Genomic DNA, 16,557 nt, shown 5'->3' with positions numbered 1-16,557 from the left:
TTACAGCCCGTTTGCCCGTGCGGTTATCTCCGCGATGTCTAAAACTTTAATTTCCTGGTCTTTTTCGTGGTTCTTTACCCCGTCGCTTAACATGGTCATGCAAAATGGGCAGGCCGCAGCTACTACCTGCGCGTTAATGGCTATCACCTCGTCAATACGTTCCATGTTGATGTCTTTGTTGCCTTTCTCGGGTTCTTTGAACATTTGGGCGCCGCCGGCACCACAGCACAGGCCATTGCTTTTGCAGCGTTTCATTTCAACCAGCTCGATATCTAACACTTCTAAAGCTTTACGCGGGGCTTCGTACACATTATTGCCGCGGCCTAAATAGCAAGGGTCGTGGTATGTAATGCGTTTGCCCTTAAAGCTTTCGCCGCCATCGGCTTTTAATTTACCTTCGTCAATCAATTGTTGTATCAACTGCGAGTGATGGATCACTTCATAATTACCGCCTAATCCCGGATATTCGTTCTTTATGGTGTTAAAGCAATGCGGGCAGCCGGTTACTATCTTTTTAATATCGTAGCCATTTAATACTTCGATATTGGTCATGGCCTGCATCTGGAACAAAAACTCGTTACCGGCACGTTTGGCAGGGTCGCCGGTGCAGCTTTCTTCAGTGCCTAATACCGCATAGCTTATGCCTACGTGATGCAGGATCTTACAGATATCGCGCGTAATTTTTTGCGCCCGCTCATCAAAACTACCCGCGCAGCCCACCCAAAACAGTATCTCGGGTTGCTTGTCTTCGGCAGCCATTTGGGCCATGGTTGGTATCGTGATTTCGGATTTCGGAATTTCGATTTCGGAATTATTTTGATTTTCCATTGCTTATTTTGTCATAACTGCAAACTGTTTACTGCCCACTGCCCAATTTCTCCGCCCAGTTAAACCTGTCCGCATTACTATATTTCCACGGGGCGCCATTATTTTCAACATTACCGAACATATTGTTCAGGCTTGCCAGTGCCTGCGATTCTTCCATCACCACATAACGGCGCATTTCTGTTATAATTTCAAGCGGGTTAATATTTACGGGACAGGCATCAACACAGGCATTGCAGGTAGTGCAGGCCCAAAGTTCCTCGCGGGTTATATAGTCGTCAAGCAGCGTTTTGCCGTCCTGGTGGTCTTTGCCGTGTTTATCTATATTATTACCCACTTCGGTTATGCGGTCGCGGGTATCCATCATGATCTTGCGGGGCGATAGCAGCTTACCCGTAATATTTGCCGGGCAAACAGATGTACACCTGCCGCATTCGGTACAGGTGTAGGCCTCCATCAGGTTTTTCCAGGTGAGATCGGTTACATCTTTAGCGCCAAAACTTGCCGGCTCGCCATTATTTTCAGGCACAAAAGACGGATCAAGCATGGCTTTTACCTCGTTGGTTACCGATGCCATGTTGGAAAACTCGCCTTTCGGCTCTAAATTTGAGTACCATGTATTTGGGAAAGCCAGCAGGATATGAAAATGCTTTGAATAGGGTAGGTAGTTTAAAAAAGCCAAAATCCCAATAATGTGGAACCACCAGCAAACCCGTTCGGTAATTTCTAATGAGTAAGGGTTTGCCGACAGGGAAGGGGCAATTAAACTGCTGACCGGGAAACTGCCCGCTTTTATATAATGGCCAAAGTGTAAAGCCTGCAGCTTATAATCGGCAGCGTTCATAGTTAAAAAAGCCGTCATCAGGCATATTTCTATGATCAGGATATAGTTGGCGTCGCTTTTGGGCCATTCGGTCATCTCAGTCCCACTAAAACGCTTCAGGCGGACAATGTTTCTGCGTGCAAGGAAAACTACGCAGGCCACCAGCACTAAAATTGCCAGTACCTCAAAACTGCCGATCAGTAAGCCGTATAAACTCCCCAGCGGTTTTGAAAATATGCGGTGCGAGCCGAATATGCCGTCTATCATGATCTCCAGAACCTCGAGATTGATAATGATGAAGCCGACGTAAATAAAAAAGTGCATTATGGCCGCCACCGGGCGTTTAACCATTTTGGTTTGCCCTAAAGCAACTTTTGCCATTACTCGCCAGCGCTCGGCCCGGCGGTCAGACCGGTTAACATCACGACCTAACAAAATATTACGGCGTATCTTGCCCGCGTTTTTGCTGAATAGATAAATCGCGGCAATTAAAATAATGCTAAACAATATCTGTGAAATCATTATGCGTGCATAGTAATTTAATCAAAGATAGACTTATCCGCCAACTATAAAAATATCGACAAGCGTTTACCAGATTAAAAAATAATTATACGGTGTAATTGTTTGATTTACTGTGCAGTTAATTGCTGATGAAAAAATGTGCTGAAAAATTTTCAAAAAAAGCTATCGATAAACAAAAAAAAGTCTACATTTGCAGTCCTTAAACGGACGGTATCATAGCTCAGTCGGTAGAGCAAAGGACTGAAAATCCTTGTGTCGCTGGTTCGATCCCAGCTGATACCACAGCATATAAAAGGCTTTCTTCATGAAGAAAGCCTTTTTGTATTTAAAGGGCCTCTACAATCTCTAAATGCAGGTTTTTAATTCTGTTAATCACTAAATTGATTTTTTGATTTTTTCTTGTTTTTAATGCTATCTGTGTTGTAGGATCATATTTTTAAAATGATTTGGCGCATCTGTGTCCTTGCTACACTTTTTTTTAAATTGAGTTATTAAGATTCCTTGTAGTCAACTGTCGTAGGTGTAAATTGTAAATACGGAAACAATAAGAATTGATTTCCGTTAAATTTACAAGGGAATACTTCTAAATTATTGATGAATAATCTTTGCCTTGCAGCATACAAACGCCTAATTTTACTGCAATATGATGTATTTTCCTTCTTATTAGGTAGATACTCTCGCTATTATTCCGTTAGTTCGCTGCTTAATAGCTTTGTACCAGAAGATATTTTGTTCAAAGCTTTACTAAGGTCTGTAACTAAGTAAGTTGGATCTTCCAAACCTACATATAGTCTAATTAACTGGTGTTGTTTGTTATCGGCGCAATAATCTTCTTTTTTCATAGACGCAATAGCCGGTATCACCAAACTTTCATGCCCTCCCCATGATACCGCTATCAGTATATGCTGCAGGTTATTGCAAAAGCTTTCTATCTTCTCGAACGACGAGTCTTTTAAAATGATGCTGAATAAGCCGCCGCAGCCTTGCATTTGTTCGGCCGCAAGCGCTGCCTGTTCAAAATCAGGGCTAAAGGGCCATATCACTTTTTCAACGGCTTCGTGTTGGTTTAACCATGAGGTGATCAGTTTGGCGCTTTCAAAACTGCGGTTTAATCTGAGGGGTAAGGTTCTTAGCCCCCTTAACAAAAGCCAGGCCGAGTTTGGCGATAGGGTGGTGCCCATGCTCATAAACTCGTTTTCAAAAATGCGTTTTATCATTGCACGGCTACCGGTTAAAACCCCGCCAACCACATCAGAGTGCCCGCCAATATATTTTGTAGCCGATTGTGCAACCACGTCTATCCCCATCTTTATAGGTTGCTGAAATAAAGGCGTACAATAACTATTATCAATAATGGTAATAATATTGCGCGACTGAGCAATGGCAGCTATCTTTTTAAGATCCTGCAACTGGTAGTTATAAGTATTAGGGCTTTCTAAAAATATCAGGCGTGTATTGCTTAATATGGCCTGTTCAAAGTTTTTAAAATCAGTGCCGTCAACAAAAGAAGTGCTGATGCCAAATTTAGGCAGGATCTTGTCGAATAACTTATTTGTCCAGCTATAGGGCGACTTAACACTGATAGCATGATCGCCTGCTTTTAATAATGACAGCACGGCAATGCTGATAGCGCCTACACCACTGTTAAACAGCAAAGCATCTTCGGCACCATCAAGGGCCGCCAGCTTTTTTCTTAGGATATTAACTGTAGGGTTTTGCCCTCTCGAATATATATTGCTATCAAACTCGTCAGACATGGCATCCCTCAGCTCGCTTACCGTGTTGAAAGCGAAATTTGTGGTTTGCACAATAGGTGGTGCAACCGCATTAAAATAGTTTTCCCGGTCTTCGCCCAGTTCATTTAAAATAAATGAAATATCCATAATAAGTTGTTAAAATTGGTTATGGCAGTATCGGGTAACAATATATATAACATGCCTTATAACAAATGTACAAACGGAACTATGCCCGTCAAAATATTTTGACATTAGTAACAAATTTGTTGTCAGGAAATTATGGCGAAGGTGACATTTTGGTAATTTATCGCTCGTTTTCAGTTATCGGCCGGTAAAATCATGATGCAGGGGTGCCTCTCCGGGATGATTTTTTTATTTTACCTATCAAAATATAGTAAATCGATTAATCATTATTATATTTAGCCCAAGGACCAATTAATGCATAAAGGGCTTGCAGGCCTTTATTCCGTAAACTTAACTGTTATTATCATTAAAATTTAAGCAAATATCGCTATGCTTTGCTTATTGATGGATTTATAAATAAAGCCGTTTACCCCTAACCCTGAGTTTTCAGCGCTCAATTGTCATGATCAAAAAGAAGATATCGATAAAAGATATTGCAAAACTTACCAATACATCAATAACAACCGTGTCATTTGTGTTAAACGGCAAAGGGCGCATAAGCAAAGAAATTTCAGAGAAAATATTAGCAATAGCCAGCGAGAACGGGTATGAACCTAACCGCATGGCGGTGGGCTTGCGCACAGGGTCGTCAAAAGTTATAGGCTTTGTGGTTGAAGCTATTGGCGGGCCATTTTTTGGTGCAATGGCTAAAGTAATTGAAGAAGAAGCCGAAAAGCAGGGATACGGTGTAATTTATTGCAGCACCAACAATAATATCCAAAAGGGCAAAGATGTTATCAGGATGTTGTCTCGTCAGCAGGTTGACGGTTATATTATCACCCCGCTTAAAGGCCTGGAGCAAGAAGTTCAGAACCTGGTTAATAACGACAAACCTGTTGTACTGATAGACGGCTATTTCCCGGGGCTGGATATTCCGCACGTATTGGTAGACAATTATAATAGTTCATATACGGCTATTGAGTTCCTGATCAGTTCAGGTTATAGCAATATAGGCCTGATCACTGCCGATATTGAATTGATACAGCTGCAAGACCGGATGCAGGGTTATACCGATGCGCTTAAGGCCCATGGATTAAATGATGATCAGAAAAGGATCTTAAAAATACCTTTTGATACCGATAGGGATAAAGCCGTAAAATTGATAAAGGCGTTTATCAAACAACAAAAACACCTGGACGCGTTGTTTTTTACTACCAATTACCTGGGCATTATGGGGCTGCAAAGCATTACCGAACTTGGCCTGAATATCCCCAATGACCTGGCCATGCTGAGTTTTGATGAAAACGAGATCTTTGAATTTTACCCTCCGGGTATTACTACAGTAAAACAACCCGCTTATGATATTGCAAAATCAGCAATTGATATGTTATTATCGCAAATGGGTGGTAAAAAATATGATATTTCGAAAATTAAACTTCAAATTCCCGCTGAAATAGTTAAAAGAGGTTCTACAAGTAATCTTAAATAGATTTTAATTGATTTTGTGGCTTTAATAATTACTTAAAAATTGTATATTTTTCAAGTTGGTCAATTTTTATCGACAATTATGTAACTTATTTTAATGATTTTTATAAAAAATTCCATATCAAATTGAAAATACGATAAAATTTAATGTGTTTTTAATAAAACATAGGTTTTGTGTTTGATAAAACATTTTACTATTCTATATTTGGATCACACTACTGCCAAAATAAGTAGTACAGCGTAGCAATTGATAAAACGATTTATCTAATTTTTAGTAAATTGTATATACAAGTTTGAAATAAAATCTACATTGAAACTTTTTTTAAGATAGTTGATCTGATAATGCATCAACTGTTTGAGAGATTATAAGCTATATAAAACAGCTTATTTAAAAGATTTAAGGCCAGATTTTAATTTATTTGAGGATTTATGGCAGGTCTGTTTTAGCGCTTCATTTGATAAAACGTTTTATCATAATAAATATATTTTTTAACTAAATAATACTGCATGGATAAAAAGTAAATTAAAATTAACCCCCACCGCTAACGGCATTGCCGAAAAAATTCAAAATAATTAACTGCTCATTCAAATTCTAATTATGATTAAATTCTTATACAAAAAGAAAATCTTTTATTATGCATGCGTTCTCAATATCCTAATGGTTTTGGGAACCGTTGCTGTAAAAGCCCAAGACGCTCCTGTCACTGGTCCGGCGGTTGTTGTTTCGGGAGTAGTAAAAGATGGATCCGAGACGCTACCGGGTGCATCTGTTGTAGTAACAGGCACAACATTAGGTGTTACTACCGATGTTGCCGGTTCTTTCTCATTAAAAGTACCAACCGGTAAATCAATTACCATCAGGATGCTTGGTTATATCCCCCAAACCATTAATATAACCGAAGCAAAATCAAACTTAATAATCGTTCTTAAAACAGATCAAAAAACATTGAACGATGTTGTGGTAATCGGTTACCAGTCTGTAGCGAAAAGAACGGTTACTGCCGCGATTACATCTATTGATCCTAAGACCATTGCCGACATACCTGCACCAACATTTGACGCGTTACTGCAAGGACGTGTCGCTGGTTTGAACGTCCAGAATTTTTCGGGCGAGCCGGGTGTGCGAAGCAACGTGGTGTTAAGAGGTAACACGGCAGTAAGCCGTGATATTAATAGTAACACGGGCACGCAGGCAGGTAAAGCCAGCCTGGCGAGGGCCTTATCAGGTCCTTTATATGTTATTGACGGGGTGCCACAAAGTACCGAAGATATCGCCGCTATTAATTATGGATCTGGCACGGGTACTGATGTTTTAGCAGGCATCCCTATTGGCGACATAGACGATATTGTTGTATTAAAAGATGCGTCTGCGGCAGCCGTATACGGTTCAAGAGGCGCTAACGGTGTAATTCTTATCACCACTAAAAAAGGCGTTGCCGGTAAAACCCGTATAAATTTCTCAACCTACCATGGCGTTACAGGCAGGCCTAATTTAGATAAAGTACTTACAGGTGCAGAAGAGACGAGAGCAAAACTTGCGCTTATTGATCATTACGGAAACTATAACAACCTGGAGAGTATCCCTCAAATTTTAACGGATACCTTAAATCCTGCATTTAACAACGCCAATGATTACAGGAAAGAATTATATCAAACCGGCGTAGTTGATAACTATGAGTTATCAATAACCGGTGGCAATGACTTGGTTAATTATCGCTATGGCATAAATTATTATGATGAATCTGGTATTATCAAAAAAACCGGCCTAAAACGTTACTCAATTAACAGTACGGTTGGTTTAAACATATCACCACGTTTTAAGATCAGTACACAAATACGTTTTTACCGGGTTGACAGACCTACATCGCTTAGCGACATTAGTGGTAACGTAAACCCGTTCACTGGTGGTTATTACGCAAATAGCCCGCTGCCCTCATCAAATTTATACTTAACACAGGCTAATAAAGATTACCTGTTTGGCAGTACAGTTAACAACACCGACAATAACACTAATAATAGTGTTACCATCAGCCCTACTATTGATTGGAAAATATCTGATCACTTTTCATTTAACTCAGTATTGTCTTATGAAAGCGCCGGTAGCCGCAAAGATACCTTTACACCGGGCGCAGTAAGGCAAAGTGGTTATGGATATGCTTCGAGCTTTGTTGATAATTCTGAAAATTATTTAGTAAGTAGTAATTTTCAATATAGTACCACGCTAAATAAAGACCATCACCTTAACGTGTTATTAGGCCAAAACGCCGAATATCACAACTACCGGGCAACCAGCGCCGCGGCAGACGGCATACCAAACGATCAGATCTCGGTTGTAAAGGTTTTGGACAAAAACAGCTCAACAGCTTTTTCAGACCTGCTTGAAAACGGCATATCAACTGAGTTCTTGCGGGTTAACTATGACTTCAAGCAACGCTACTTATTATCAGGCGTATTGAATGCAGACGCATCCTCAAAATTTGGAGCTGGTAACAGGGTAGGTTTCTTTCCGTCTATCTCTGCCGGTTGGTTGGTTAGTGATGAGCCTTTCATGAAATCTGCAAGTAACTGGCTTAGTATGTTTAAAGTACGTGGCAGTTTTGGTATAACAGGCAGGCAGCCGGACGGGGGGAATGACTACCTGGCATTTGACGCTTACAGTATTGGCGCTGGTGGCTTTTCAGGCAGCCAAAGCCCCCAAACCGGCGAAAACCTATCTACCACATATAACGGGGTGGCAGCTATATCGCCTAATTTTGGTGCCGGTTTAAGTAATAAAGACCTCACCTGGGAACATTCCAAGCAATATAACATCGGTGTTGATCTGGCATTCCTTGATAACCGCTTTAGTTTTGTTGCTGATGCCTATGTTAAGAATACAAGTAAAGGCCTTTTTAATTTAGTACTACCGGTAACAACAGGTTATCAAACTATTTATACTAACTCAATAGGCACGCAGAACAAAGGTGTTGAAGCTTCATTTATAGCACATTATTTTAAGCCAACCAGTACTTTTCAGTGGGAAACGGACTTCAATATTGCGTATGACCAAGGTGAGATCACGGCCCTGCCAAATGGCGGACGTGATATTTATTTAGATAAATATCTGTTAAGGCAAGGTCAGCCTATAAATGAGTTTAATTTGTTCCAACAAACAGGTATCTATAAAACAGATGCTGATGTACCAATTAATCCGGTTACCGGCGCGCCAATTAACTTTTATGGTTACGCGTTTAAAGGGGGCGACCCAATATGGAAAGATTCAAACGGTGATGGGGTTCTTGATGCAACAGATTATGTGCCCGCAGGTAACCCTAATCCCAAATTTACCGGTGGTTTTAACAACGTGTTTGGTTATAAGAACTGGTCACTATCAATATTCTGTACATTCACTTTGGGCCGTCAGATCTATAATGATTATTTAGTAGGTAAATTATCTCACCTTGTGCCTAATGATGACGGTGACCCGGATGTGTATCATGACATTACACATAGCGCGTTCCCTGATCTTTCAGGTATCAACTACTGGAAAAATCCGGGAGATAATGCTACCTATCCTTCTTTAAGTTCAGTAAGCGGTACCCATTACAAATATGCAGCTGTAAGCTCAGCCTGGGTTGAAAATGGAGATTATCTGCGCGTAAAAACGGTATCGCTTAGTTACACATTTAATAAAGCTGTTTTAAGTAGTCTTCACATAAGCCGTTTAAGAGTATATGGCATGGTTGATAACCTGCACATCTTTCAAAAATCAAATGTGCCTGATGCTGAAGAGGTTGATGCTTATGGTGTTTATAACGGCAGCGGCTATCCAATTCCTAAAAAGTTTACGCTGGGCCTTGATTTAAGCTTATAATAATTATTCAGGTGGATTCAAAAAAAACGAAAATGAAAATAAAGAAACTAAAATACACTGCCGGGTTATTATTGATAGCCGGATTAGTAAGTGTAACAACATCTTGTAAAAAGATACTTGACCTTGAGCCTCACAACTCTACGTTTACCAGTGCTTATTTTACAAATGGTATTGATGCAAATACGGCTATAGCTGGCGCATATGCCCTTTTACGCTCTGCATTGCTTAACAAGACATCATTTCATGTGTATGGTGATGCTACCGCGTTAGAGTTTAGCATTAACTCAGGCCAGGACGACGCGGCCTATAATATTTCGAACGGAGAGTTTACAGGCTTAAACGTAGATGGTGGCTTTTGGAATTGGACAAACTACTACCAGTTACTACAGCAAATAAACCTGATCATAGTTAAAGTTCCTGATATACCGATTGGCACTTTTGCAAACCAGGACGATAAGCAAAGAATTATTGGTGAAGCCTATTTTTTGCGCGCCTTCACTTATTTCTACATGAGCCGGATATGGGGCGACGTCCCGTTGAAATTAACGCCTGATCTGGATATAAGCCAGGCAAAAAATATACCGCGCACACCTGCTGCCGATGTGTTGAAACAATGTTTAGCTGATTTGAAAATTGCAGAAAATGACCTGGTATTTGGTTATACTGATCCGTCACAACAAGCTGTAAGGGCAAATAAAGGAAGCGCATTTGCGTTAGAGGCCCACATACAAGCTTGGCTGCACAATTATGCCGCTTGTGATGTAGCTGCCGGGCAAGTAATTGACAATGGCCAGTACCAGTTGGTAGAAGATACGTCTCAATTTAGTAAGATATTTATTGGTAAATCTTCAGAAGGTATTTTTGAGATCAATATCAGCTATGGCCAAAGTGAAGGTATAGCCCTTGCAGGTCCTAATAATCCTGGCTACGCACCTACATTGAGCTTCCCTTTCATTTATAGTAAATCCAATTTAGAATGGCCGTTAAGCACCGTATACATTAAACAATTGTTTAATGATACAGATTCTAAAAAGGATATCAGGTATCAAAAATACTTTTTCCAGCCTGAATCGAATGCCGGGCAAACAATTAAATATGCCAATATTACTTATGCTGATGGATCTGCAAAAAACGACCCAAGATTATCTAACAATCTGAACATCTTTAGATTGTCAGATATTATGTTGCTGCGCGCCGAGGCCTTAAACCACTTGGGCAGAGATGCTGAAGCAATAGTTTTACTTAACAAAGTAAGAAACAGGGCGCTTGTTCATTCAATAACATCAGAATCGGGTGATGAGCTTGCACAAACCATACTTGAAGAAAGGCTGCGGGAATTGTTTTATGAAGGACAATCTTTTTATGATCTTGTACGTACCAAAAAAGTTAGCAATCCCTTATCAGGTTTTATAGATCAATATAATTCAAGCTTTAGTGATACTAAACTTGCATTAGGTGCAAACTATTGGCCAATTGACCCTGCCATGTTTAAGGACGATTTGACGCTAACACAAACCCCTTACTGGGTAGGTAAACTGTAATCCTTTAAAATATCGTAAAATGAAAAATATAAAAATATTTGCGCTCCTGTTATTTGCGGCAACCGGGTTGTTGTCGTGTAAAAAGAGTTATGTGATTGGCGGTGACTTATTTAAGGCTAATGTTAACATGACCACGTATGATTATCTGAAAACAAACCATGCATTTGATACGCTGGTAATTATGATAGATAAAATGCAGTTAAAGAACGATGTTAACAGCAGCGGTACCTTTTTTGCACTTACCAACTACTCAATCCATAATTACATTTTGGCCAAACAAACGCAATTGCAGATTCAGTTAAATGATGAAAATTTTAAACTGAAGTTTGATTCGCTTGATTTTACATCACTTAAAGACTCGTTAAGGGCCTACATGTTTAAAGATAAATATACGCGTGATAATTTAACGCAAACTGGTGTTTATGCTACTGCGCTTGATGGTGAAAAAAGGCTGATAAATTTGCGGCCAACTACCGATTATACAAACAACATTTTTACCACAGATCCACAGTATATATATCTTACTAAAGTGCTTCCATTGACGCCAGGTGGACCGGTGCCCGTTGATATTTCCGGTGTGCTGGCAGCTGATCCTAAACAATTATTCACTGTGCTTTGTCAAACCACGGGTATAATTACCACAACAGGAATTTTGCATGTACTTAGCAACAACCATACGTTTACCTATTTTGATGCTGTAGTCAATTAATAAACTTTAGATAAACTAACAATGAAAATAAATTATAAAATTTTGATCGCTGTCTTCACAGTAGCCAGCGTTGCCGCTTGTGTTAAAGCGCCACATGGGTTTCTAAGTTCACAGATCCGTTACCGTGATAGCCCTATCCCAATTCCACAAGGCTATGTGGTGCAGACATCTGCTGTCGATAATGATGGCTCAAGTGCCCCGGTTACCTATAAATTGTTGGATATTCGTGATGCCGTTACGCACAAGCATGCCGACTCTTTATATAAAAATCGTCCGCGTTATGTATTTCTATCACAATTTTACCCGGATATTGATACTACTTTAGCATTACTTAATAGCATCCGTAAGATTGTGAATACACCTGCGTTTGAATTTAACGAACATACAGGCGGTTTCACTTTTTACAATAGTTCTATCAATGTTCCTTTAGGTAAATATGAATTTGATATCAGCGCTACAAACCAGAACGGCACAAAAACGTATAAGAATATTGGTATCTTGAATTTAGTTGAAGGCGATGTAGCCGAAATTGATGCAGGTGGAAGCGCCTGGTTCCAGGATAATAGTTCAGCAAATGGTGATACGGGCAACCCGCCGGTTACGGTTCAAAAGCTGTCGCCTAAAGGTACACTGGCTATTTTAAAAATTGTTGATGAAAATGGTGTTCCGTTTAACCCTAAAAATAATGAATATATTACACGTGGTGACAGAAGCGACTTTACAACTTTTGCCAAGTTTCACCCTGTAATTGTATCTGATACATCATTAACCTGTAATTTTGAAATAACACCTTTCCCATACCAGGGAGCTGCGCAAGGGTTTACTATTTATTACCGTATCCCAAGCAAATTTGCAAAATTTGACGCAGGCTGGACACCAACATCGGCCCGGATATATAGTGCTAACCCACGATTTACCGTAAGGCTATTCCAGGAAGGTACTTACCTGATCACTGTTAAAGTGCCGCACGTTACACGCGACCCTATATAAGAAAGATCAAATAATACGTTAATACCCCGGCGTGATCGTAATGATGCGCCGGGTTTTTTGTTTACAAAGGTGAATTGATAAAGCTCGTTTCAAATTTTTAACTCAATATGGCCGAGTGTTTAATGTTTGTCATTGCAGTAGATTTAATGTCGAGCGAATTCTCGAACAGCTCACTGCTGAACAGAAGCATTAAGGCAAGGTGGACATATAACTAAATATGGTGGGTTCCTTTTGGGGTACATATTTACGTTGTACTACCTTGAAACGAAGTGGCTGTATGTTGATGTATCAGCTAACTTAGTGAGTAGAATCAGTAATTTCATAATTAAAATAACTAACTTTAGCAAGGCGTTTCGCTCAGGAATGGACTTAGCTCGGTTAGGGCTTATTCGTTGATTGAGAATATCAGCGAACTCTTTTGTTATTTAAATAGAATTCAATATACGAACGCTTTGACAGGTCGTTGCTTGTTACGATTTGGGGTTCGGTGTAATTTAGTGTTTCGGTACTCATTTGGCGCACTTTCAATGTAAAGTATTAGACTTGGCCTTAGTTTCTTCGTTTGTTGGCTATAAGTAGCTTATATTCAGTCTACATTTGCAGTTCTTAAATGGACGGTATCATAGCTCAGTCGGTAGAGCAAAGGACTGAAAATCCTTGTGTCGCTGGTTCGATCCCAGCTGATACCACAGAAAGCCTTTAGATTAATTTCTGAGGGCTTTTTTGTTTGGAAGTAATGTCGGTAGCCGTAAACAACATAGGTCATCAATAACTTTCGCCCGCTTGTCTATCCAGTTCGGCCAGAATATCGGCACTCTCGTATACTATTTTGCGGATCATGTTATCTAACTCAACTGATGAATGCGCCAATGCCTTTAATAATTCCTGATCTCCGTGGCTTGTAAATTCATCAACAATTAATTCGGTTAGCGCCATGATCTTTGTTAAAGGCAATCGTACTAAATGCGATTGAATATACGCTACATCCCTTAGTTTAGCATTTTGTTTTTCAATTGCATTTACCTGCTTAATCTGCCGTGTAATGTCATTAACAACAAGAATGTGCGCCAGATTACCTTTAAAGTTGATATCATTACCCAATAGTGCCACATCAATCATGCTCCCATCTTTCCTTAAATGACGCGAACGAACGGGAGATGCTACATTGTTAGTATTATTACTATCAGAATGCTTGATTAGGAAGCCAGGCAGATCTCCTTTTAAGTGAATATCTGTTAGTTTCATAGTCAGAAATTCAGATTCAGAATAACCATATACTTCAGATGCTACCTTGTTGGTTTCAAGGAAACGTAAATTTTTACTATCGAAAATTAGTTTGGCAGATGGGCTTAATGAAAAAAGTGTTTTGTATCTGCTTTCTGATTCCTGCAAGTAGTCATTTAATAATTGCTTTTCCCGCAGTTCATCTTTTAGTTGCTGGTGAGCATCATTTTCAGCTTTCATAGTGTGTTCCAGGTGATCGATCGTATAGCGGATCATTACAACAATTACAATATTGATAAACAGAAAATTAATAGATTGTATCAGCCAATCCCAGGTTAATGTAGTAGCAAGCGGACCGGATTTTATAAGGTGGAAAGCAATAATGAACCAAAATAATATACAAAATATGAGGTTAGCCAAAACAGCGCGAATTGCAATTTTATGTGATAAGTGCAGCGCATAAAAAACGCTGCATGCAAGCAAATAAATATAGCCTATAGAAAAGGTGCCCCTGGCAACTATAAGTACAGCTGCCATAACGACTAACGCGGCCGAAACGGTAAATTTACGTAAAGACATTGACCAATATGGGTTAAATGCTGTACATGTAACAGCGAGAACAATACCTATTCCGAACAATGCTAAAAAGGGATTTTTTTGATTTAATGCTATAATTGTTGTCGGAATAAGTGCCAGGAAAGCAACAGGCAATGCATAAATGATGGTATGGGTAAAAAGACGGTTTGATAACTGATCATGACTTTGCTGGTTTTTAGCGGGCACATGCATAACGCCCTTCACATAATCAGCATAATTGTTCCAGAATTTATAAAACGATATATATTTTGTTAATATATTTTCCTTCATGTTAAATAAAAGTTAATCAATAGATAATAATTGCAAGATAGTTATTTAAAAGTGCTGCTGAGGAAAATTTGAGTGATATTATTTATAGTTAAAGCGGAGGTAAGGAAGTTATATCTCTATCGGAACAAAACATAAAAGCTTATTTCACTCAAGAAATAAGCTTTTGGTTTTTAAACACCTTTTGGAGTAGGTGCCGCATTATTAGCGCTTCCAAAGGTTACAAACAACAAAAGCGAGACAAGCCCGCTTTTGTTGAAAAGAATATGGTTTAATGAACTTTATTGTAACAGCCACATTTTGCCATTAATATCATCATTACCGGCATATTGGCTTGCCAATGCCGCTTTATAATTAGCCGTATTGGCAGTCTGCTCGCTTGAAGGATATTGGAAACGCAAAGCTATACGTGCGCCGTTACCTGTACCCGGTCCGGTTGTAAAGTTTGGAACGCCTGTTCTGCGGTAAGTGAAATACGACTCTAAACCTGAATGACGGAATAATGCCAGGTATTTTTGCTGCAATATCTGAGTTAAACCTGCTGCGCCTGCAGTGTATTTAACGGTAGGCGCAGCATAATAAGTGTTCCAGTTAGTAGTAATAGGAAAAGCATCATAGTTAGTTAGATCAGCCGTAGATTTTGAACCCGGACGATAAAAATAAGCAGTAAAAGTTCCGGTTGCCGGGATGCTGTAATACGCCATAGACGCTTGTATGCCCGCTATGTAATAATTTTCTGCATTGCCCGGAGCCCATCCGCGATTAATGCCTTCGGCTATGTTGAACATTAGTTCAGGATAGCCGATCTGGATGCTGGGCTCGCCCGTATAGGTTGAATAGTAACGCTTTCTGCTAAGAAACGAATAGTCACCTAAACCTGCGTTAGCATACATCACACCTAAATCCTCACCCGGGTCTGCACCAACAAATGATGCAAAATCAGTTGGGCTTTGGTGCAGGTCGTCAACCAAATGACGTGCAGGCTCTGCAGTTACGTAAACCCTTGGATCTTTCAAAGTAGTAAGCAATTGAATGTAAGTTTGCGAGCTGTTTTGTCTTGAGCCATTCTGACCGAAGTTATCCGGAGTTTGAGGATAATAATTTGTTGGGTCAAGGAAAATATATTGCACATTATCATCAGCGCTTGCCATCAGTGGGTATTTGGCAGGAGATGCCAATATGGTGGCAAATTGTGCCGGAACATTCAAATCCGGATCAGCAGCTTTTTTGCTTAGCTCTAAAAGCAATCTTATTCTGAAGGTGTTGATAACTTTCTGCCAATGATTAAGGTTGTCAGTTTTAAAAAATATATCGCCCTCAAGTGTATTGCCACCTGCGGTTATTAAACCCGCCATGTCGGTATTTGCACTTTCTAACCAGGCAAGGCATTGTATCATTACAGCCTTTTGTGTATCATATTTAGGCTTTAACATACTAAGGCCACCTAAAGCTTGTGTCATTGGGATATCCCCCATTTCCAGGCTCATCTTGCTGAAAAAATAGGCTCTGAAAAATTTACCCATAGCACTGTAAGGATTAACCGCCGGCGATCCTACTGCAAGTGCCTGTTGCTCCATTAACGTTACGTTTTTTAAGGCTGTGTAGTAGTTATCACCAGAACCTAAATTGTAGGTGTTGTTACCGTAATAGTTATAGTTGTAAATATAATACTGGCAGTATATCTCATTTGAGTTATCCGGAAAATCAACCATACTGTTTAATATTCCGTTAAAAAGTAACGATGACGGTACACTTGTTGGTACGTTGTTGTTTACTGTCAGTTGCTGGAAACTTTTTTTGCAACTGTTTACTGTCAATAGCATAAGCGCCGGCAGTAAATAAATTTTAAATATCTTTTTCAT

Annotated in this window: 10 protein-coding genes and 2 tRNA genes; 7 read left to right on the top strand and 5 right to left on the bottom strand. The window is 39.7% G+C overall.

Annotation, left to right across the window (positions count from 1 at the left end; all coding sequences use genetic code 11):
• Both FO440_RS00690 and FO440_RS00685 read right to left on the bottom strand, forming a co-directional pair.
• Window positions 1-828, bottom strand: a complete 828-nt coding sequence (locus FO440_RS00690; protein WP_144246311.1) for a (Fe-S)-binding protein — start codon at window positions 826-828, stop codon at window positions 1-3.
• Between the two features lie 28 nt (window positions 829-856).
• Window positions 857-2,170 carry a (Fe-S)-binding protein gene (locus FO440_RS00685; RefSeq protein WP_144246310.1) on the bottom strand — a complete coding sequence of 438 codons (1,314 nt, stop codon included), beginning with the start codon at window positions 2,168-2,170 and terminating at the stop codon, window positions 857-859.
• Between the two features lie 209 nt (window positions 2,171-2,379).
• On the opposite strand from FO440_RS00685, the gene FO440_RS00680 reads away from it, so the two are divergent.
• A tRNA-Phe gene (locus FO440_RS00680) sits at window positions 2,380-2,452 on the top strand.
• A 401-nt stretch (window positions 2,453-2,853) separates the two neighbouring features.
• Here FO440_RS00680 and FO440_RS00675 read toward each other — a convergent pair.
• The gene (locus FO440_RS00675; protein WP_144246309.1) at window positions 2,854-4,053 is read right to left on the bottom strand and encodes a trans-sulfuration enzyme family protein; all 1,200 of its coding nucleotides are present in this window, start codon (window positions 4,051-4,053) and stop codon (window positions 2,854-2,856) included.
• 439 nt (window positions 4,054-4,492) lie between these two features.
• Between FO440_RS00675 and FO440_RS00670 the strand changes: the two genes are divergently transcribed.
• The 6 genes from FO440_RS00670 to FO440_RS00645 all read left to right on the top strand — a co-directional run bounded on the left by FO440_RS00670 (window position 4,493) and on the right by FO440_RS00645 (window position 13,296).
• Entirely contained in the window at window positions 4,493-5,518 is a 1,026-nt protein-coding gene (locus FO440_RS00670; RefSeq protein ID WP_144246308.1) for a LacI family DNA-binding transcriptional regulator, read from the top strand.
• A gap of 654 nt (window positions 5,519-6,172) precedes the next feature.
• Window positions 6,173-9,367, top strand: a complete 3,195-nt coding sequence (locus FO440_RS00665) for a SusC/RagA family TonB-linked outer membrane protein (RefSeq protein ID WP_246104146.1) — start codon at window positions 6,173-6,175, stop codon at window positions 9,365-9,367.
• 32 nt (window positions 9,368-9,399) lie between these two features.
• Window positions 9,400-10,908, top strand: a complete 1,509-nt coding sequence (locus tag FO440_RS00660; protein WP_144246306.1) for a RagB/SusD family nutrient uptake outer membrane protein — start codon at window positions 9,400-9,402, stop codon at window positions 10,906-10,908.
• 19 nt (window positions 10,909-10,927) lie between these two features.
• A complete protein-coding gene (locus FO440_RS00655) occupies window positions 10,928-11,617 on the top strand; it encodes a hypothetical protein (protein ID WP_144246305.1) in 690 nt (229 codons plus the stop codon).
• A 21-nt stretch (window positions 11,618-11,638) separates the two neighbouring features.
• Entirely contained in the window at window positions 11,639-12,607 is a 969-nt protein-coding gene (locus FO440_RS00650; protein ID WP_246104145.1) for a DUF5007 domain-containing protein, read from the top strand.
• Between the two features lie 616 nt (window positions 12,608-13,223).
• Window positions 13,224-13,296: transfer RNA gene (locus FO440_RS00645), tRNA-Phe, on the top strand.
• Window positions 13,297-13,372: 76 nt separating this feature from the next.
• On the opposite strand, the gene FO440_RS00640 is transcribed toward FO440_RS00645, so the two are convergent.
• Together FO440_RS00640 and FO440_RS00635 are read right to left on the bottom strand one after the other, a co-directional pair.
• Entirely contained in the window at window positions 13,373-14,698 is a 1,326-nt protein-coding gene (locus FO440_RS00640) for a PAS domain S-box protein (RefSeq protein ID WP_144246304.1), read from the bottom strand.
• 278 nt (window positions 14,699-14,976) lie between these two features.
• Window positions 14,977-16,557: a SusD/RagB family nutrient-binding outer membrane lipoprotein gene (locus tag FO440_RS00635; protein WP_144246303.1), complete on the bottom strand. Its 1,581-nt coding sequence runs from the start codon at window positions 16,555-16,557 to the stop codon at window positions 14,977-14,979.

It is taken from the genome of Mucilaginibacter corticis (assembly GCF_007558865.1).
In the GTDB taxonomy this organism is placed as follows: domain Bacteria; phylum Bacteroidota; class Bacteroidia; order Sphingobacteriales; family Sphingobacteriaceae; genus Mucilaginibacter; species Mucilaginibacter corticis.
The sequence above is the reverse complement of the archived record's forward strand: the minus strand, read 5'-3'. Positions and strand labels throughout refer to the sequence as shown.

Bases quoted from the DNA above. Each gene is read 5' to 3' on its own strand.
- FO440_RS00690 (WP_144246311.1), bottom strand. From the start codon at position 828: ATGGAAAATCAAAATAATTCCGAAATCGAAATTCCGAAATCCGAAATC.
- FO440_RS00685 (WP_144246310.1), bottom strand. From the start codon at position 2,170: ATGATTTCACAGATATTGTTTAGCATTATTTTAATTGCCGCGATTTAT.
- FO440_RS00675 (WP_144246309.1), bottom strand. From the start codon at position 4,053: ATGGATATTTCATTTATTTTAAATGAACTGGGCGAAGACCGGGAAAAC.
- FO440_RS00670 (WP_144246308.1), top strand. From the start codon at position 4,493: ATGATCAAAAAGAAGATATCGATAAAAGATATTGCAAAACTTACCAAT.
- FO440_RS00665 (WP_246104146.1), top strand. From the start codon at position 6,173: ATGGTTTTGGGAACCGTTGCTGTAAAAGCCCAAGACGCTCCTGTCACT.
- FO440_RS00660 (WP_144246306.1), top strand. From the start codon at position 9,400: ATGAAAATAAAGAAACTAAAATACACTGCCGGGTTATTATTGATAGCC.
- FO440_RS00655 (WP_144246305.1), top strand. From the start codon at position 10,928: ATGAAAAATATAAAAATATTTGCGCTCCTGTTATTTGCGGCAACCGGG.
- FO440_RS00650 (WP_246104145.1), top strand. From the start codon at position 11,639: ATGAAAATAAATTATAAAATTTTGATCGCTGTCTTCACAGTAGCCAGC.
- FO440_RS00640 (WP_144246304.1), bottom strand. From the start codon at position 14,698: ATGAAGGAAAATATATTAACAAAATATATATCGTTTTATAAATTCTGG.
- FO440_RS00635 (WP_144246303.1), bottom strand. From the start codon at position 16,557: ATGAAAAAGATATTTAAAATTTATTTACTGCCGGCGCTTATGCTATTG.